The sequence below is a fragment of the Psychromonas arctica DSM 14288 genome (genome assembly GCF_000482725.1).
Lineage (GTDB): Bacteria > Pseudomonadota > Gammaproteobacteria > Enterobacterales > Psychromonadaceae > Psychromonas > Psychromonas arctica.
This window is the reverse complement of sequence record NZ_KI519477.1, coordinates 169,611-187,926: the sequence shown is the minus strand read 5'-3', so window position 1 is coordinate 187,926 and position 18,316 is coordinate 169,611. Positions and strand designations below refer to the sequence as shown.

General features: G+C 34.7%; 17 protein-coding genes. 13 read left to right on the top strand and 4 right to left on the bottom strand.

Features of this window, described 5'->3' with window-relative positions:
* The first annotated feature begins 31 nt into the window (after positions 1 to 31).
* The 4 genes from H592_RS0112395 to H592_RS0112380 are packed head-to-tail and all read left to right on the top strand — an operon-like array spanning position 32 to position 3,670.
* Positions 32 to 412 carry an HAD family hydrolase gene (locus tag H592_RS0112395; RefSeq protein ID WP_028869041.1) on the top strand — a complete coding sequence of 127 codons (381 nt, stop codon included), beginning with the start codon at positions 32 to 34 and terminating at the stop codon, positions 410 to 412.
* On the top strand, positions 403 to 1,986 hold the full coding sequence (locus H592_RS0112390; protein ID WP_028869040.1) for a hypothetical protein: 1,584 nt from the start codon (positions 403 to 405) through the stop codon (positions 1,984 to 1,986). The genes H592_RS0112395 and H592_RS0112390 overlap by 10 nt, the downstream gene beginning before the upstream one ends.
* A complete protein-coding gene (locus tag H592_RS0112385; protein WP_028869039.1) occupies positions 1,986 to 2,708 on the top strand; it encodes a glycosyltransferase family 2 protein in 723 nt (240 codons plus the stop codon). The genes H592_RS0112390 and H592_RS0112385 overlap by 1 nt, the downstream gene beginning before the upstream one ends.
* Before the next feature lie 5 nt (positions 2,709 to 2,713).
* Positions 2,714 to 3,670, top strand: a complete 957-nt coding sequence (locus tag H592_RS0112380; protein WP_028869038.1) for a WavE lipopolysaccharide synthesis family protein — start codon at positions 2,714 to 2,716, stop codon at positions 3,668 to 3,670.
* Between the two features lie 192 nt (positions 3,671 to 3,862).
* Here the strand turns inward: H592_RS0112380 and H592_RS0112375 are convergent, their stop codons facing one another.
* From H592_RS0112375 to H592_RS0112365, 3 genes are all read right to left on the bottom strand, one after another.
* Positions 3,863 to 4,870 (bottom strand): WavE lipopolysaccharide synthesis family protein, encoded by a 1,008-nt coding sequence (locus H592_RS0112375; protein WP_028869037.1) that lies wholly within the window; start codon positions 4,868 to 4,870, stop codon positions 3,863 to 3,865.
* Positions 4,871 to 4,995: 125 nt separating this feature from the next.
* Positions 4,996 to 6,072 (bottom strand): glycosyltransferase family 4 protein, encoded by a 1,077-nt coding sequence (locus tag H592_RS0112370; protein WP_028869036.1) that lies wholly within the window; start codon positions 6,070 to 6,072, stop codon positions 4,996 to 4,998.
* Positions 6,069 to 7,298, bottom strand: a complete 1,230-nt coding sequence (locus H592_RS0112365; RefSeq protein WP_028869035.1) for an O-antigen ligase family protein — start codon at positions 7,296 to 7,298, stop codon at positions 6,069 to 6,071. The genes H592_RS0112370 and H592_RS0112365 overlap by 4 nt, the downstream gene beginning before the upstream one ends.
* Before the next feature lie 286 nt (positions 7,299 to 7,584).
* Between H592_RS0112365 and glpE the strand changes: the two genes are divergently transcribed.
* The 5 genes from glpE (at position 7,585) to H592_RS0112340 (ending at position 12,788) form a co-directional block, all read left to right on the top strand.
* Positions 7,585 to 7,896, top strand: a complete 312-nt coding sequence (glpE, locus tag H592_RS0112360; RefSeq protein WP_028869034.1) for a thiosulfate sulfurtransferase GlpE — start codon at positions 7,585 to 7,587, stop codon at positions 7,894 to 7,896.
* A 159-nt stretch (positions 7,897 to 8,055) separates the two neighbouring features.
* A complete protein-coding gene (locus H592_RS0112355) occupies positions 8,056 to 8,406 on the top strand; it encodes a DUF6572 domain-containing protein (protein ID WP_028869033.1) in 351 nt (116 codons plus the stop codon).
* A 208-nt stretch (positions 8,407 to 8,614) separates the two neighbouring features.
* Entirely contained in the window at positions 8,615 to 10,603 is a 1,989-nt protein-coding gene (gene tkt / locus H592_RS0112350) for a transketolase (RefSeq protein ID WP_028869032.1), read from the top strand.
* 135 nt (positions 10,604 to 10,738) lie between these two features.
* Positions 10,739 to 11,701, top strand: coding sequence for a WavE lipopolysaccharide synthesis family protein (locus tag H592_RS0112345; RefSeq protein WP_028869031.1), 963 nt, complete (start codon positions 10,739 to 10,741; stop codon positions 11,699 to 11,701).
* A gap of 433 nt (positions 11,702 to 12,134) precedes the next feature.
* Entirely contained in the window at positions 12,135 to 12,788 is a 654-nt protein-coding gene (locus tag H592_RS0112340; protein ID WP_028869030.1) for a BUD32 family EKC/KEOPS complex subunit, read from the top strand.
* A gap of 372 nt (positions 12,789 to 13,160) precedes the next feature.
* Here H592_RS0112340 and tal read toward each other — a convergent pair whose 3' ends face one another.
* A complete protein-coding gene (gene tal / locus H592_RS0112335) occupies positions 13,161 to 14,120 on the bottom strand; it encodes a transaldolase (RefSeq protein WP_028869029.1) in 960 nt (319 codons plus the stop codon).
* Positions 14,121 to 14,388: 268 nt separating this feature from the next.
* On the opposite strand from tal, the gene rbsD reads away from it, so the two are divergent.
* The 4 genes from rbsD to rbsB all read left to right on the top strand — a co-directional run bounded on the left by rbsD (position 14,389) and on the right by rbsB (position 18,303).
* Positions 14,389 to 14,805, top strand: coding sequence for a D-ribose pyranase (rbsD, locus tag H592_RS0112330; RefSeq protein ID WP_028869028.1), 417 nt, complete (start codon positions 14,389 to 14,391; stop codon positions 14,803 to 14,805).
* 14 nt (positions 14,806 to 14,819) lie between these two features.
* Positions 14,820 to 16,325 carry a ribose ABC transporter ATP-binding protein RbsA gene (gene rbsA, locus H592_RS0112325; protein WP_028869027.1) on the top strand — a complete coding sequence of 502 codons (1,506 nt, stop codon included), beginning with the start codon at positions 14,820 to 14,822 and terminating at the stop codon, positions 16,323 to 16,325.
* The gene (rbsC, locus tag H592_RS0112320) at positions 16,322 to 17,305 is read left to right on the top strand and encodes a ribose ABC transporter permease (RefSeq protein ID WP_028869026.1); all 984 of its coding nucleotides are present in this window, start codon (positions 16,322 to 16,324) and stop codon (positions 17,303 to 17,305) included. Before rbsA ends, rbsC begins: the two co-directional genes overlap by 4 nt.
* 119 nt (positions 17,306 to 17,424) lie before the next feature.
* On the top strand, positions 17,425 to 18,303 hold the full coding sequence (gene rbsB, locus H592_RS0112315; protein ID WP_028869025.1) for a ribose ABC transporter substrate-binding protein RbsB: 879 nt from the start codon (positions 17,425 to 17,427) through the stop codon (positions 18,301 to 18,303).
* Positions 18,304 to 18,316 lie beyond the last annotated feature (13 nt).

The following is an 18,316-nucleotide window of genomic DNA, read 5'->3' as shown; positions in this document are numbered from 1 at the left end:
TAATACATATTTGAAATGGATTACATTATTAATGAAAAAACTAATTGTTGATTTAGATGGCACTATTACTAAAGCAGATACAAATGATTACATTAATGTTTCACCTAATTTAGAGGTTATTAAACAGCTTCGTTATTATAAAGAATTAGGTTATAGCATAACTATTCATACCGCTCGAAATATGCGTACTTATGAAGGTAATGTAGGAAAGATTAATATATTTACCTTACCTATTATTACTGCTTGGTTAGAAAAACACCAAGTTCCATTCGATGAAATATTAGTTGGTAAGCCTTGGTGTGGGCATGATGGGTTTTATATCGATGATCGTGCTATTCGCCCATCAGAGTTTTCTGCTTTAAGCATCAATGAAATAGAAGAGCTATTGGCTAAGGAAAAGCAATGTTCTTGATTATGTCGGGTGATTATATCACTCAAGAACTACGTTCAGAATTTGGTAAAATTCCTCCATCATTTTTGCCACTAGGTAATAGGCGTTTATTTCAGCATCAAGTAAAATCAGCGCCAGAAAATAAAAAAATATTTCTGAGTCTACCCGAAGGTTTTACTCCTGATAATCATGATTTAACTTGGCTTGCTCTGCACAATGTAACTATTCTAAAAATTCCTGAAGGCTTATCGCTAGGCGAGTCTTTAGTATCTGCATTAAATTTAGCCGAATATGATAATCAGGTCTCATTAAGTATTCTTTTTGGTGATACCTTATTACCTAACTTGCCAAGCAATGAAAATATTATTTCTATTTCTCAAGTCGATAGTAGTTACCATTGGGCTGTTGTTAATAATGATAATAGTATTTGGCTAAACACTAGTGAGGGGGGGGAAGAGTTAGACAAGCATAACGTAGTGTGTGGTTACTTTAATTTCAATCAACCTAAACAACTTGTTAGGGCACTAGTTATGGCGCATTGGGATTTTATTGAGAGCCTTAATTATTATCATAAAAAGTGTAATTTAAGCGTACTCGAGGTTGATAATTGGTTAGATTTTGGACACCTAAATACTTACTATAGATCTAAAGCAAAATTCACTACTCAACGTGCTTTTAATAACCTTGAGATTACTCCTCGTTGGATTAGAAAATCTAGTCATAAAATTGAAAAAATCTCTGCAGAAGCTAACTGGTTTGAAAATGTACCTGCTCAATTAAGAATATTTTTGCCCCAATACCTTGGTTCAATTATTACTAAAGAAAGTGCTTCTTATCAATTAGAGTACCTCCATTATACTGCGCTCAATGAACTGTATGTTTTTTCTGTTCTTCCTGAAATTGTATGGAAAAAAATACTTAGTAATTGCTTGTTTTTTATAGAAGAATGCCATAAATATAAAGCACCTAATCAATCTGCAGGTGTTGATTTAAAAGCCATGTTTCAAGATAAAACGACAGTTAGACTTAATGAGTATTGTCAGGAAATTGGCTGTACTATGGAGACTAAATGGTTGTACAATCAAAATTTAAACGCTTCATTTTCTGATTTACTACAATGTAGTGAACAATTTCTACCCCCCTCAAGTCAGCATAATAGCGTAGTTCATGGTGACTTTTGCTTTAGTAATATATTGTATGATTTTAGAACCAATAATATAAAAACAATTGATCCTCGAGGGATCGATTTAAATGAAAATTTTACTATTTTTGGTGATGGTCTTTATGATGTAGCTAAACTTAGTCATTCAATATTAGGGTTATATGATTGGATCATAGCAGAATACTATGAAGTTGATATTAAGCAGAATAGTATTCAATTTACACTCGACGTGCCAAATTCAATTAATGGTATCCAATCCTTATTTTTAACATTAGTGAATGATAAGTTTAATCTAACAAGTAATGCTTTATACGCAATGCAAATACAGCTATTTTTATCGATGTTACCTCTACATAGTGACGATAAAAAAAGGCAACAAGCATTAATGGCCAATGCATTTAGGTTATACAAAATAATTAAAGAGGTTAAATAATGATCGTTATCCCAATGGCTGGATTAAGTTCTCGTTTCTTTAAAGCTGGATATAAAAAACCAAAATATATGCTTGAAGCTCATGGCAAGTCTCTTTTTGCACATGCTGTAAATAGCTTTTCTGAGTATTTTCAAACAGAAAGTTTTTTATTTATCGTTCGTGATATTTTAGGGACGGTTGAGTTTATCAAAAATGAGATCGCTGTTTTAGGAATAAAAGAAGCACATATTTTTATTTTGGATAAAGAGACAAAAGGGCAAGCAGAAACTGTCTACCTTGGTTTGCAATCAATAGCTAATAGTGAAGAAGCAATCACTATTTTTAATATTGATACATTTAGACCAGCATTTAATTACCCTAAGAATATCGAACATTGGGATGGTTATTTAGAGGTATTTGAAGGGGAAGGTGATAATTGGTCATTTGCAAAGCCAGAATCTAGCAACAGCACTAAAGTCATTGAAACAGCAGAAAAACGAGCTATTTCAAACTTGTGTAGTACAGGTTTATATTATTTCAAAAGTATCACTATTTTTAACCGAGCTTATAATAATTATATTGCAAAACCAGAAAGCGAATGGGAAAAAGGAGAATTATATATTGCACCTTTATATAATTATTTAATTAAAGATAGTAATGAAGTTCACTTTCATTTAATTGATCGAACTGACGTTATTTTTTGTGGAGTTCCTGATGAATATATCGCTTTTTTAGAAGGTTAACCAACATGGAGGCAAGATTTGAAAATATCAGTGTTGTAGTGCAAGGCCCGGTACAATCTTCTCAAGCTCGTAAGCAACAAGAAGGTATAACAGAAAAATGTTTATTAAGTATTCGTAAGTATTTACCCGGTGCGACTATAGTCCTTTCTACTTGGAAAGGGCAGGATATTAGTCATCTAGAGTACGATAAATTAGTGCTAAGTGTAGATCCCGGACAAAATAAGGATGGTTATTGTCCTGTTAATTATCATCGTCAAGTGCTGTCTACAAAAGCTGGACTTGCAGTTGTAACTACGCCTTATGCGATGAAATTAAGAAGTGATAATTTTCTTATTGGAAATGAATTCGTTAATATTCAAAAGGTATTTTCAAAAAAATCTAAACAATATAATTTTTTTTCTGAAAAAGTCGTAATAAATAGTAACTTATTTCGTCGTACTTCTAATGGCCACAAAGTGATTTTCAATGCGAGTGATTTTTTTTATTATGGTTTAACTTCTGATTTAAAGCTTATCTGGGAACAGCCTCCTTTTGAGGAACAGCGGTTTTCACAAGTATTATTAGATAAAAGTTTGCTGCGTAAAAATGGATATAAAGCTTTAGAGGCGGAACAAGTATATTGTCAAATATGGATGAGAAGATTAACTAAAGATTCACCATTAATGGTCCATCGTTATGATTCGACTAAACAGGACTTAAATTTTTGGGATGAGTTTTTAGCAAATAATATTATTATTGCAGATCCTGAAGTTATGGGCTTAGGTTTGAGAGATGCCTCTATTCGAAAAATAAAAAGAGCAAATGAATATAGCCACATAGATTGGTTGGAGCTCTATAAGAAATATTGTAACAAAAAACAAAAAATCCCTTTTTCAAAAGCACAGCTAGGGCTATCGATAAGAAGATTTTTTAAACTGCCCATTAGTAAACTTTATACTGATCTTAAATTGATTTTGAAATAAATATAATGGAGAAAAATTAATCTTATTCTGGACGATTTAATGCTATCAATATTTTTAGATAGTTTTAGAACAATTAAAGCAAAATTACTGTTAGCTATTTAGAGCCAATGCTTTTTAAAATATTCACTCATAAAAAATGAGCTATTTATTTTTATGGAATAGCTAGAGTTACTTAAAAGTAACTCTATAACATTAAGGTACGTTATACTTTTTCCGTTTTAACTGACGAATCTTTGCTTCAAAATAAACGGGAAAGATGTATTTTAGACGATTAATAAACAACTTAAATCTAAGTATATATGCAGGTTCTATATTAAAAGTTGGGTCACAATATTTTTTGTAAAGATCTTGCCACTCATGAAAGTAGATATGAGCACACTTTCCTCTTTCTCTTGATATTCTGACTTTCCCATTAGAAAATTTCTCACCTAAATTAAGTCCGATTTCTTCAGGTGACGATATAATTACATTATTTGCATAACAGATATCTGATTGTTTAGTTTTCTCTTTATTGTTGTCTAATAGGTGTTCAAGTGTAATTGATGGTTCAAATTTTTGTAATGATCGTAACCAGAATAATTGAGTACAATCAGTTATATAATTAGGGTGTGATGGACTTAAATCGTGTTCAGATTTCTTTTTATAATCTTTGACTAAAGGCAAATCCCATAACGTGAGCAAATCATCAGTTAAACCGAAATAAAAAAAGTCGCTTAAATGAAAAGCTACTTTTTGTCCTTTAGCGTACTTTCTAGTAAATGCATTCGCTGTAACAACTCTTTCTTTAAGAAATCTATATTTATTACTTCGAGCAGGGAACTGTGTTTGTAATGATATAAAGTTATTAGATGTTAGATAATTATCACTTCTTAATTTGATTGCATACTTGGTTTTTACTCGTTTAAGACCTTCTAAAGTTGAAACAATTTGCCTATTATTATTATAATATTTAGGTGAGCCATCTTTATTGTATTTACGAATATTCTGACCTGGATCCTCACATAAAACTAATTCATCATAATCTAGTCCATCTAAATTTTGATTGTGCCATGTAGATAAAATTATTTTTGCACCAGGTAAGTAGTTACGGACTGAATTAAGGCACTTGTTAGTAATACCTTGTTCTTGTCCTCTGCTTCCTAAACTTTGCACCGGCCCTTGAACTACGACACTAATGTCAGTATAGGTTTTATTTTTCATAATTACTTCTTTTTCTGTGGATATTTATTATCAATGTCATGTGAAATTATCCAATAATGTACGTGAGTATATTTCAATTAATTATTTCAATTAATTATTTCAATTAATTATTTTAATTAATATTGTTAAGCTAATAATTTAGTAAAGAATGCTAGGTGCTCTTTAATAGTATTTTGTGCATGGAACTCGTGGTCCAGACGTTGTTGTGCGGCAATACTCATTGATTGAATTAGTTCTTTATTATTAATTAGCTTATTCATTGCATCTGCAAACTCTTGAACATTTCCGGCTTCCGCGATGAAGCCAGTTTTACCATCTACAACAAGTTCAGGTGAGCCTCCTGTTGTTGTTACGACGGATGGAGTCGCATTTGCCATTGCTTCAATAATTGTTCTAGGTAAACCCTCGCCACTAATTGATGGTTGAACCTGAAAGTCTGCCATTGTCATTAATGACGGAATATCTGTTCTATGCCCAATATAGTGGATACGTTCACTCATTGGACTTGCTTTGATCTCATCAAAATATGGTTCAAATCCACTACCAGCTAAAATCAAATGAAAATCTGGGTTTGTAATAGAATGGGTTGCTTGTAATAAAAGAGAAATACCTTTGCTGGGCCTTACATGTGCGGCACAAACAGCAATAATATGTTCATCTGTTAAACCAAATTCACTACGTAGTGTAGGTGCAACTTGATACCACTCTAGCTTGTGGCCTTTATAAATAGTCACAACATTGTTTTTATTTTTCCAAACTCGTTGAACAACATCTCTTTCTACTGCTTTTGAAACACATACAATTCCGTCAACCCGAGGGTGTAACTGAGTTAAGTAAGCCGATGGGTCATGACGATACAAGCCGCCTGTAGTGCCTCGATAGACAACTAATTTAGCTTTAGTCCCAATACATGCAAATGCAGCGTTAGGGATTGTTTTAGAATTAAACGCATAACAAATGTCAATGTTGTTTTCTTGTAACACTTTACGAATTTTTTTGATCGTAGTAAGGCATATTTTTTTCGAAGGATAACCATCAATGACATTGACACCACAAGTAATGAATCTCTCTTTATAAGGGCTATCTCCTTGTGTCATAACTGTTACATGATGACCTTGATTTACCATCTCAATAAACATTTCAGCTTCAGGTCTTACACTGTTCCAAGCATGCTTATATGAACTGCAAACGAGAATTTTCATCGTACTACCTTATTTTTATCAGAAACAGATACCTGATTTGTATGAAAGAAGACTGCGTAAAATATTATCGTATACATTAAGTAATGCAGCATTCCAGAATGATGATTTATATAATTTTGAGTCAAGCAATAGCCCATGACAAGTATAATATGTGCAATACCTAGTTGTGCAAAAACACTATTTTTAACATTTCTTTTCGCTATGAAAAAGTATAAAGGGGAACAAAAGAACAGCATTAATGTTGTTAAGCCAATAATTCCTTTTATAGATAGCTCTTCAATGTAACTATTATGCAGCCTACCAAATTTAAGGACAATAGGGGCAACTAACTTCTTGTCAACTAGAGCTTGGTTATATTTTTGTCTGTCCTTGTAACCCGTACCAAAGATTGGATTTTCTATAAAATTATAGACGCCACTTTTCCACATCTCTATACGTGCGCCAAGAGATGAGTTGCTATTATTTTGTTCGCTATACTGAGTGATATCTTGAACTGCTTTCTTAATGCGTTTATCTACAATGTCATAAGAAACTAAGCTGCTACTCATAAGTATTATTGTTAAGGTTACCCCTACTTTTACAGAAATTAATTGACGGTTGACTATTAACAACCAAATGATAACAAAGGGCGCTATGATCCAACTCCCACGAGAACCTGACAGCATACTTGCCAGGATACCAAAAAATGCACATATTAAAGCGATTATTACCAATTTAGATTTTTTGTCTTTGAAGTGTTGAATAGCAATAATTAAAGAAAAAATACCAAGTGACATAGCAATATTACCGGATTGAATAATCATGTATCCAAAACCATCGAATGCTCGTATATGTAAAACTTGATAGTGATACAGAGCAATCAACCCACTGATGAAAGAGCCTGTTAAAATTCCTATAAAAACCCACTCCTTTTTCGGAGGAAAACTCAATAGAAGAATAAAAGCAGGAAGGATAAAAAGCGTTCGACTAGGCATATCTAAGTTACTGAGTTTACCACCTAATATTAATAGTGATAAAGCAGTAACCAATGCATAGCAAATGAATGAAAAACCAATTTTGTAAAACTCAGAAGGTAATCTGTTTTTTAAGGTTATAGGTAAAATTAACAAAGAAATAATGCATAGTAGAATAGCAATGTAAGAATAACTTTTTCCTGACACAAGTAATGTTAAGGAGTATAGGAAAGTTAAGAAAGAAGTGAGGAAAGTTAAATTCTTAGTAGTCATTAAATGGCTCTTTATTAAATTGTTTATATTTTTAATCTGTAAGTTTTAAACAAAACCTACTCTTTACGATATTTTAATTAAATAGGTTTACTTAGGTGATTTTAGGTTTCACTTGAATTTTCTTATTGGAATTATATGGGCCATATAGAGATTACTCTGATTATATGTGGAATATGCAATCGCTTCATTTTAGTGCATGATACGCATAGTTAAAAGAGATATCAGTGTTTTATCTATATCTCCTAACCAATTAATGAATTAAACCATTTTAATGAGAGGAATAAGCATGCCCACATTCAAGTTAATAGAAATAGCAGAAACAAAGCAACGATTACAAAATGAAGAAGCTATTCTTGTGGATACTCGCGATCTTCAATCTTATACAGCGGATCATGTCGAAGGTGCATTCAATTTAAACAATGATACGTTGAAAGAGTTTTTCGATAAAGTTGAGTTTGATACGCCTGTTTTTGTGGTTTGTTATCATGGTAATAGCAGTAAAGGTGTAGCTCAATATTTAGCTGAGCAAGGTTATGAAGACACTTATAGTGTGGAAGGTGGGATGGCAATGTGGCGTCAACTATTCCCAATAAATTAATCGCATAGTTTAATTGTAATAGCTTAATTGTAATAGTTTAATTGTAATAGTTTAATTGTATAAGTTGCTGGTATAGGCTGGTGGCGTAGAACTATAAAATAGATTATTCACCTTCCTGAACGAATCAGTTAAATAAAAAAGATAAAATAAAGGTTATTTATGAGTGTAGTAGATACAGATAGCATCGATGCAATTGGTATGGAGAAAGAAGCGAAACGAGTCTTTTTAAGTATTATTGATTCATTAGTGTGGGACCATGACGACGTTCATCTGTTTACGTTACAAGAAAAAATTAATACATATCTGTATTTCATTGAGTCAGGTGAATTAGTTAATGCTTTTCCAGATGCCGAAGGATTTGATATAGCAATTGAATTAATTCTCAAGCATATGCCTACAGATCAAGCGATTACTTTTTTTGATAAAACCACACAAGTTCTTTTAGACAAGGGCATTATCTTTGTTTTTGGGCCAAATAAAAATGCAGGTTACGCAGAGCAACATAGTTAAGCTTGCACTTATCCCAGATAAGGGGCATTGATTTATCCTTATCTGGATCTTATTTCTTTCAGCTTCTCTTCTTAGATTGATCTTTATTTTGTTTAAATATGTGATCAAATTTTAACTTTACCATTGCCCCTGCTCTGGGTATTTGGGATAATCCGCGCCTCATATGTCCGCAATTTTCATTAATTCAAAATGTAATCAGGAGAAACAGATGCCTTCTCGTCAAGAGTTAGCTAACGCAATACGCGCCCTTAGTATGGATGCTGTCCAACAAGCCAATTCAGGTCACCCAGGCGCACCAATGGGTATGGCTGATATTGCGCAAGTTTTATGGACGGATTTTTTAAAGCATAATCCGACTAATCCAAACTGGGCTGATCGCGACCGCTTTATTCTATCTAACGGCCACGGTTCAATGCTTATCTACTCTCTACTGCATTTAACAGGTTATGATTTATCAATTGAAGATCTTAAAAACTTCCGTCAATTACATTCAAAAACACCGGGTCACCCAGAATATGGTTACGCACCAGGTGTGGAAACAACAACCGGGCCATTAGGCCAAGGTATTACTAATGCCATTGGTATGGCAATTGCTGAACGTTCTTTAGCGGCTTCTTTTAATAAAGAAGGTCACGACATTGTTGACCACCATACTTACACTTTCCTAGGCGATGGTTGTTTAATGGAAGGTATTTCCCATGAAGCTTGTTCTTTAGCGGGTACGTTAGGTCTTGGTAAACTGATTGCTTTCTGGGATGACAACGGTATCTCAATCGATGGTGATGTAGAAGGTTGGTTCACAGACGATACACCTAAGCGTTTTGAAGCTTACGGATGGCAAGTGATTTCTGTTGACGGGCATAACCCTGAAGAAATTAAAGCGGCTATCATTTCTGCAAAAGCTGAAACCACTAAACCAACCATGATTTGTTGTAAAACGATTATTGGTTTTGGCTCGCCTGCTAAGCAAGGTACACACGATTGTCACGGCGCACCATTAGGTCACGATGAAATTGCTGCAACACGTAAAGCATTAGGTTGGAATCATGGTCCATTTGAAATTCCTGCCGATATTTATGCCGGTTGGGATAACAAAGTACAAGGTCAAGCTGCAGAGCAATCTTGGGATGAAAAATTCGCAGCTTACGCAGCGGCTTATCCTGAACTAGCTGCTGAATACAAACGTCGTGTTAATAACGAGTTACCTGCTGAATGGGAAGCTAAGTCTTCTGCTTACATTGCTGACTTACAAGCTAACCAAGGTAATATCGCTACGCGTAAAGCTTCACAAAACTGTATCGAAGCTTACGGTGCAATCTTGCCAGAGCTATTAGGGGGTTCAGCTGATTTAGCGCCATCTAACTTAACCATGTGGTCTGGTACGAAAGCGATTACGGCTGATGATGCAACGGGTAACTATATACACTATGGCGTACGTGAGTTTGCAATGGTGGCTATCATTAACGGTATCGCACTACATAAAGGCTTTGTACCTTACGGCGCAACATTCTTAATGTTCATGGAATATGCACGTAACGCGCTACGTATGTCTGCAATAATGAAGCAACGTTCGATTCAAGTGTTTACGCATGACTCAATCGGTTTAGGTGAAGATGGTCCAACTCACCAACCTGTAGAGCAAATTGCAAGCTTACGTTTAACACCAAATATGAATACATGGCGTCCATGTGACAGCGTTGAATCTGCTGTTGCTTGGAAATTTGCGATTGAATCTGTGGATGCACCGTCATCACTTATCTTTAGCCGTCAAAACTTGAAACCACAAGCACGTGACGCACAGCAATTAGCTGACGTTGCGAAAGGTGGTTATGTATTGATTGATTCAGCAACACCAGCTGAAATCATTCTAATTGCTACAGGTTCTGAAGTTCAGTTAGCGGTTGAATCTGCTGCTGAATTAACAGCACAAGGTAAAGCGGTACGTGTTGTATCTATCCCTTGTACTGAGCAATTTGAATTACAATCAGCAGAGTACAAAGAATCTGTATTACCAGCAGCAGTGACTAAACGTGTTGCTATTGAAGCTGGTATTGCTGATTACTGGTACAAATACGTTGGCTTAAACGGTGCAGTAATTGGTATGACAACATTTGGTGAGTCAGCGCCTGCCGATCAACTATTTGAAATGTTTGGTTTCACTGTTAAAAACGTAGTAGATACAGCTAACGCTTTATAATTAGTTAATCTATTTAGTTTTTTAAAGTTTTAAAAGCCGCGCTTAACTAGTTGATAGTTAACCGCGGCTTTTTTATTTTATTTAGCTTAATGATAAAACAGCAAGTAAAGCTTAATCTGTAGGAGTTAGTGAGTAATGGTAAATGATTGTGATATTACCTTTGTAATCCAGGGACGAGTAGTAGATTTAACAAAAGAAACTATCGCATCTATTCGTAGGCTATTTCCGGGAAGTAAAATCTTTTTATCAACATGGAAAGGGCAATGCCTCGACGGTTTTTTTGTAGATAAGATCATAGAGAATGATGACATCGGACCAACGGTCATTAAATATAATAAACACTCTAAGCCACATACGGTTAATGTTAACCGTCAAATAATATCATCAATCAATGGCTTAAAAGCCGTTAATACAAAATTTTCTGTAAAAATTAGAAGTGATAATAAATTAACAAGTCGAACAATGATGGATTATTTTGGTGTTTTTGATCATAACCGAGACCCTGCATATTCATTATTTGAAAATAGGATTGTAACATCTAATTACTTTGCTAAAGAATACACGCAAGGGCTTAAAGTTCCTTTTTTTATCTCTGATTTTTTTCAATTTGGATTAACTAAAGATCTGAACAATTTATGGGATATCACATTATTTGATGATTATATTTTTAACGATGAATTTTTGGGGAAGCTACAGCATGAAAATCTGCCTTATAGACAACACCATATCGAACAGAAACTATGGTTAAAATTTATCAATAAGCATAGAACAGTGCTGCTTAAGAATAAATTTGGTGATGCTGATTCAGTGAAGTTATCTTATAAATTAATGCTTAACAATGTTGTTATTGTCGATGGAAGTTTACTTGGATTGTCAGTGCCAAAACGTCTGGAACAACATGATGGATTTCCTTACGAAAACTTTACTCACTTACGTTGGCATTACTTATATAAAAAATATCTTAATATGCCTATCAATGATTCTAAAAAAATAGTTATTAAGTGGTCCATTGCCAAGTATTATTCATTTCTTAAATCGGGCTTAAGAACTAAATTAAAAGATAGAATAAGGTATATTTCTTCATCGTTTAAACCTTAACTTTTTAAACTCAACGTAAATTAACTACGAAGGCGTGAAGATAAAAGAGTGCTAGGCTATAATGGGTACGGGTAACGTATTTTAGCTTTAAGGGAGAACTATATTAATGGCCTAAACCTGTTATATTTTCTTTTTGCACTCGCTTTCTTTGTTTTATCTTGTTTAAATAGCGAGCTCGCTATTTCTCTCTCCAGATTAAAAACTCTAATTAAAAATAATAGTAAACAAAAAACTATCGCGTAAATTGTGTTTATTTGCAATATTCAATGCGAGGAGCGGGTTAGGATTAAAATGTTCTAGAAAAGTAGTGTTTATATTAAATTACTAAGCAAATGATTATTATTTAGGTTGTCATTTATTTAACAGTTCAACTTATAATTACTCTTATTATGGGCTATGGAATGATTTTTCTTTATTGATAGGTTCTCAATTTATGCATTTACAAGAAATAGAAAAAAAAATAACTAATATGGACGTAAAATCAGAATTCATATCAAAAAAAGATGGGCGAATAACAACTATATTTGAGTCATTATATGTTTTGAAAAAATTTGCACCAAATAAAGTCCATAAAAACGAATGGGTTATAGAGTACGATGTTATAGCTCATTTAAAGAATAATAATGTTTTAGCGCCTAGTTGTTACGGATATAGAATCGATAACAGTGGTGCTTATTTATTTAAAGAATATGTTCCAGGACAACCGCTAGAAAATTACACTAAAGAGACTGCGCTACAATTAGCGCTTATGTTTTCTAAATTCCACGCAACGGGCGTTGTCACATGTGATGCTCATAATGATAATGTTATCCAGACTCTTAGTGGTGAGCTTCTTTTTATTGATTTCGGTAAAGCAATTATATTCAAAAAGAAAAATTTATTATTCTATTTTAAAGCGGCTAGAGAAATTTTCTTTATAAAAACAAAAATAATAAAAGATAACGTAACATATCAAGATTTTTTAAAGTCTTATATAGCGCAGCAACCTGATAAGCAAAGACGGATATTACGAACTTTTTTTGCAGGATGTAATAGCATCTTACATTTACGCGAAAATTTTCGCCAAAAATATAAAAAAAGCAAATAAATCAAGCCCAATTACTATTGAGATAATCCTTTTTTGATTATCTTTAACATAAGCTCGCGTTAACTATTTTCTTATTTTATTCGCATTTTTGCGAAGGCCTTGGTGTTTAATGCTGTTATTAAAGCCAAAAGAAAATTGACCATGAAGGCATGAAAATAAAAGAAGGTTAGGTCAAAAGCCGAAACTAAAACCTAATTTATTGCCAACTGTCTTGAAAAACACCGCCAAGGAAAAGGAAAATAACTTTAACTGTTTTATTGGTTAACTTCGTTGTTAATACTATTTATTTTTGCACAAAAAAAGAGAGCCTTAGTATCACTGAGGCTCTCTTTTAACTATTATTTTAATCTAAGCTTAAATAACTTTACGATATTAAGCTTGTAGTAAGTCTGCTAACTGTTTATCTAATTTTATTTGGTCTAGTGTAAAGTTACGAATACCTTCTGATAACTTTTCTGTTGCCATTGCATCTTCATTTAGTGACCATCTAAACTGGCTTTCTGTTAAGCGAGTAACCTCTTGTTTAGTCGATTTTTTATCACTTAGCATTTGTTGTATTGGCTCGTCTCTACTTTGCAATACTGCCATTAGATCAGGGCTAATGGTTAAACGATCACAGCCTGCGAGTGCTAATACTTCTTCAACACTTCTAAAGCTTGCACCCATTACCACTGTGTTGTAACCCTGTTGTTTATAATAATTATAAATTTCAGTGACGGAAATAACACCAGGATCTTCATCTGCCGGGTAAGACGCTTTACCTGTTTGCTTTTTATACCAGTCCAGAATACGGCCTACAAAAGGAGAGATCAGGTATACGCCAGCTTCAGCACAGGCTTGCGCTTGAGCAAAACTAAATAGTAAAGTGAGGTTACAATTAATGCCCTCTTTTTCAAGTATTTCAGCCGCTTTTATACCTTCCCAAGTGGCTGCTAATTTAATTAGAATACGATCGTTTTGAATGCCTGCTTGATTATATAAAGCAATCAACTTGCGGGCTTTTAAAATCGAAGCTTCAGTATCAAATGAAAGGCGTGAATCTACTTCTGTAGAGATTCTTCCTGGAATAATTTTAAGCACTTCTAAACCGATTAAAACTGCTAATTTATCGCTAGCATCAATCGTCTGCTGTTGGATATCTTGTGATTGTTGTTTAGCCCATTCTGTTGCTTGTTGTAATAAACCTTGATATTGGCTTAGTGAAGCTGCTTTTAATAATAAAGATGGGTTAGTGGTTGCATCTTGTGGCTGATATTCTTTAATCGCTTGCACATCACCTGTATCAGCGACTACTGTCGACATTTCTTTGAGTTGTAATAATTGATTGGTCATAAATTTTCCCGTTAATGTTGGTGACTGTTTTATTAGTATCAATCTTCCTATTGTTAAGCAAGCATCATTTCTGTTTATTTTTGTGTAGATAAGTTTGCAAAAAAATATCGTGAAGCGGCTCTCTTTTTTTGCCATCAATACGTGCAATTTATTTCATAACGTTTAAATTTTACGCATCGAAACGATTGCGCAAACGTTTCGTTGGTAAGTAAAGCCATACTTATAAGCGTGTTTTTAAAACAAATATTAATTGCCTTGAGGTTTTAAAATGAAAAAATCAGCACTGTTAAATGCAAAATTATCTTATTGCATTGCCTCATTAGGGCATTTTGATGAAATAACAATATGCGACGCAGGTTTACCTATTCCAAGCCAACCAGTGCGTATTGATCTTGCTTTAACGCATGGTGTACCTGCATTTATTGATACCGTTGCTGTTGTGCTCAGTGAGATGCAAATAACAGGTGTGATATTGGCTGAGGAATTAAAAAAAGTGAGTCCAGAATTGCATCTGCAATTGTTAGATTTAATTAAAAAAGAGCAAGTATCTGGACATCACATCGATATTACCTATATCAGCCACCAAACATTTAAAGATCGCACGATTGAAAGTAAAGCAGTGGTACGTACGGGTGAATGTACACCTTATGCCAATGTTATTTTTCAATCCGGTGTGGTTTTTTAGTCGTGAGGATAAAAATGAAACAGCCAATATTACAGCTTAATAATATCAATAAGTCCTTCCCTGGTGTGAAAGCGCTGGATGGTGCTTGCCTAAATGTTTATCCCGGACAAGTAATGGCTTTGTTGGGCGAAAATGGGGCGGGAAAATCGACCTTGATGAAAGTGATCACTGGGATCTATTCGCTAGATGAAGGTGAAATTCGTTATCAAGATAAAGTGGTTAGTTTTAATGGACCAAGAGAGTCTCAAAAGGCTGGTATTAGCATTATTCATCAAGAGTTAAACCTGTTACCTGAATTGACGATTGCAGAAAATATCTTTTTAGGGCGTGAAATAACCAATCGATTTGGTGCAATTAACTGGTCACTTATGTTTGAACAAGCAGATCTATTATTGAAGCGCTTAAAGGTAAAACACAAATCATCTACTCCCCTTAATGAGTTAAGTTTAGGGGAACAGCAAATGGTTGAAATTGCTAAGGCTTTATCCTTTGAATCAAAAGTGATCATTATGGATGAGCCAACTGATGCGCTGACAGATAGTGAAGTTGATTCATTATTTGTGGTGATCAATGAGCTACGCGATGAAGGGTATGGCATTGTTTATATCTCGCATCGTTTGAAAGAGATTTTTGAAGTATGTGATGATATTACGGTATTACGCGATGGAAAATTTATTGCGGAAAAAACAGTTGCGTCGATGGATGAAGATACTTTAATTGAATTAATGGTAGGGCGTCGATTAGATGAGCAATACCCCCGTATTGCAACTACTCACAGTACTGTTTGCTTAGAAGTGAAAGAGTTATATGCGAAAGCCACACATGGCGTTAGTTTTACGTTAAACCATGGTGAAATTTTAGGTGTTTCAGGGTTGATGGGCGCAGGGCGTACTGAATTAATGAAAGTTATTTACGGTGCACTCGCTCGTGAATCAGGGGATATCATTCTGAATGGCCAAGTGATTAATCCTACTTCTTCATTGCAGGCTTTGAATCATGGCATTGCTTATATTTCAGAAGACCGTAAAGGTGATGGCTTAGTATTAGGATTATCGGTTAAAGATAATATGTCTTTGTGCGCACTCAAAGATTTATCTAAAGGCTGGCAATTAGATCATCAAGCTGAAGCAACGTCGGTTAATGATTTTATTCGTTTATTCAACATTAAAACACCTTCAATGAACCAAATTATTGGTAACTTATCCGGTGGTAATCAGCAAAAAGTTGCGATTGCTAAAGGCTTGATGACTAAACCTAAAGTATTGATTTTAGATGAACCCACACGCGGTGTTGATGTGGGAGCTAAAAAAGAGATTTATCAGCTGATTAATAAATTTAAAGCTGAAGGCATGAGCATCATTCTCGTGTCATCTGAAATGCCTGAAGTACTAGGGATGAGTGACCGCATTTTAGTCATGCATCAAGGTCAAATAAGTGGTGAATTTAGCGCCAAAGAAGCAGATCAAGAAAAGCTAATGGCTTGTGCCGTTGGTAAAAATAACAACGAGGTAGCAGCATGAGTTCAAATATTACAAGTTCAGTGTCAGCAATATCGAAAAGACACTTTCTGAGTAAAGAGTGGTTTATTGAGCAAAAGTCACTGATTGCATTAATCGTATTAATAGCTGTTGTTTCAGTGCTCAATGAGTACTTTTTTACGATTGATAATATTCTTAATATTTTACGTCAAACTTCTGTTATTGCTATTTTAGCAGCAGGGATGACACTGGTTATTTTAACCGCTGGTATTGACCTAAGTGTGGGTTCTATATTGGCCTTATGTGGCGCATTTGCCGCTAGTATGATCAGCTTAGAGATTCCTGTCTTGATTGCAGTACCTGTGTCTTTATTGGGTGGCGCTGTATTAGGTTCTATGGCGGGTCTTATTATTTCTAAGGGTAAGGTACAGGCCTTTATTGCTACGTTAGTGATGATGACGTTATTACGTGGTGTCACCATGGTTTATACCGATGGTCGTCCAATCTCAACGGGATTCACCGATGTTGCGGATAGCTTCGCATGGTTTGGTACTGGCTATATGTTTGGTATTCCTGTGCCCGTTTGGTTAATGATTTTTGTATTCGCAGGCATTTGGTATCTATTAAATCACACACGTTTTGGACGTTATGTTTATGCTTTGGGCGGCAATGAGTCAGCGACAAAATTATCGGGCATTAATGTTGACCGCATCAAGATCGGCGTGTACTCGATCTGCGGTTTATTATCGGCACTTGCCGGCATTATTATTACTTCTCGTTTGTCATCGGCACAGCCAACCGCGGGCATGGGCTATGAATTAGATGCGATTGCTGCCGTTGTGGTAGGCGGTACAAGTCTTGCTGGTGGTAGAGGTTACATTATGGGCACTTTGATCGGTGCATTGATTATTGGTGTTTTGAATAACGCCTTAAATCTATTAGATGTGTCTTCATACTTCCAAATGATAGTAAAGGCTGCCGTAATTTTGTTAGCCGTATTAGTTGATAACAAAAATAAATAAGCACTCGACAGCAGCAGATAACAAATAATCAATAACAATTGATAAATAATCACTAATAAATAACAAGTTATGTAAATTTACATTAATTTATTTTTTAAAACCAAGAAAAGGAATGTTCAATGAAAAAGTTAACTACATTAATTTCAGCCGCTGTGATTTCAGCTACTTTTAATGCAGGTGCAGCTGCACAAGATACGATCGCGATGGTGGTTTCTACACTTAATAATCCATTCTTTGTGACTATGAAAGAAGGTGCAGAGAAAAAAGCAAAAGAGCTTGATTACAAATTGATTGTGCTAGATTCACAAAATGATCCAAGTAAAGAGCTAGCAAATGTTGAAGATTTATTAGTTCGTGGTGTAAAAGCGATTTTGATCAACCCAACAGATTCCGATGCAGTATCTAATGCGGTACGTATGGCAAATAAAGCTAATACACCTGTTTTTACCTTAGATAGAGCGGCAAATAACGGTGAAGTCGTTAGCCATATTGCCTCTGATAATGTTGCTGGTGGTGAGATGGCGGGTAAATATATCAGTGAAAAAATTGGTAAAGATGCAAAAATTGTTCAACTTGAAGGTATTGCGGGTACCTCAGCTGCACGTGAACGTGGTGAAGGTTTCATGAAAGCGGTTAAGAGTGAAAATATGCAATTATTGGCTAGTCAACCAGCTGATTTTGACCGTACTAAAGGGTTAAATGTAATGGAAAATTTACTTTCATCGCAACCACAAACTCAAGCCGTATTTGCACAAAATGACGAAATGGCATTAGGTGCATTCCGTGCTGTACAAGCTTCTGGCAAAAAAATATTAATCGTCGGTTTTGATGGTACTGAAGATGGTATTGCAGCTGTTAAACGTGGTCTTTTAGGTGCGACGATTGCACAACAACCAGCGCTAATTGGTGAGATCGGTGTTGAATCAGCGGTAGCAGTCTTATCGGGCAAAACCGTTGCTAAAAATATTCCTGTACCATTAATGATGATTGTAAAATAATTTGTCGAGAGGT

What these genes read in the sequence shown, in the direction of transcription:
- rbsC (WP_028869026.1), top strand. Translation starts at nt 16,322, where the DNA reads ATGAGTTCAAATATTACAAGTTCAGTGTCAGCAATATCGAAAAGACAC.
- H592_RS0112370 (WP_028869036.1), bottom strand. Translation starts at nt 6,072, where the DNA reads ATGAAAATTCTCGTTTGCAGTTCATATAAGCATGCTTGGAACAGTGTA.
- tkt (WP_028869032.1), top strand. Translation starts at nt 8,615, where the DNA reads ATGCCTTCTCGTCAAGAGTTAGCTAACGCAATACGCGCCCTTAGTATG.
- H592_RS0112355 (WP_028869033.1), top strand. Translation starts at nt 8,056, where the DNA reads ATGAGTGTAGTAGATACAGATAGCATCGATGCAATTGGTATGGAGAAA.
- H592_RS0112390 (WP_028869040.1), top strand. Translation starts at nt 403, where the DNA reads ATGTTCTTGATTATGTCGGGTGATTATATCACTCAAGAACTACGTTCA.
- H592_RS0112380 (WP_028869038.1), top strand. Translation starts at nt 2,714, where the DNA reads ATGGAGGCAAGATTTGAAAATATCAGTGTTGTAGTGCAAGGCCCGGTA.
- H592_RS0112375 (WP_028869037.1), bottom strand. Translation starts at nt 4,870, where the DNA reads ATGAAAAATAAAACCTATACTGACATTAGTGTCGTAGTTCAAGGGCCG.
- rbsD (WP_028869028.1), top strand. Translation starts at nt 14,389, where the DNA reads ATGAAAAAATCAGCACTGTTAAATGCAAAATTATCTTATTGCATTGCC.
- H592_RS0112365 (WP_028869035.1), bottom strand. Translation starts at nt 7,298, where the DNA reads ATGACTACTAAGAATTTAACTTTCCTCACTTCTTTCTTAACTTTCCTA.
- tal (WP_028869029.1), bottom strand. Translation starts at nt 14,120, where the DNA reads ATGACCAATCAATTATTACAACTCAAAGAAATGTCGACAGTAGTCGCT.
- H592_RS0112395 (WP_028869041.1), top strand. Translation starts at nt 32, where the DNA reads ATGAAAAAACTAATTGTTGATTTAGATGGCACTATTACTAAAGCAGAT.
- H592_RS0112340 (WP_028869030.1), top strand. Translation starts at nt 12,135, where the DNA reads ATGCATTTACAAGAAATAGAAAAAAAAATAACTAATATGGACGTAAAA.
- rbsA (WP_028869027.1), top strand. Translation starts at nt 14,820, where the DNA reads ATGAAACAGCCAATATTACAGCTTAATAATATCAATAAGTCCTTCCCT.
- H592_RS0112345 (WP_028869031.1), top strand. Translation starts at nt 10,739, where the DNA reads ATGGTAAATGATTGTGATATTACCTTTGTAATCCAGGGACGAGTAGTA.
- glpE (WP_028869034.1), top strand. Translation starts at nt 7,585, where the DNA reads ATGCCCACATTCAAGTTAATAGAAATAGCAGAAACAAAGCAACGATTA.
- H592_RS0112385 (WP_028869039.1), top strand. Translation starts at nt 1,986, where the DNA reads ATGATCGTTATCCCAATGGCTGGATTAAGTTCTCGTTTCTTTAAAGCT.
- rbsB (WP_028869025.1), top strand. Translation starts at nt 17,425, where the DNA reads ATGAAAAAGTTAACTACATTAATTTCAGCCGCTGTGATTTCAGCTACT.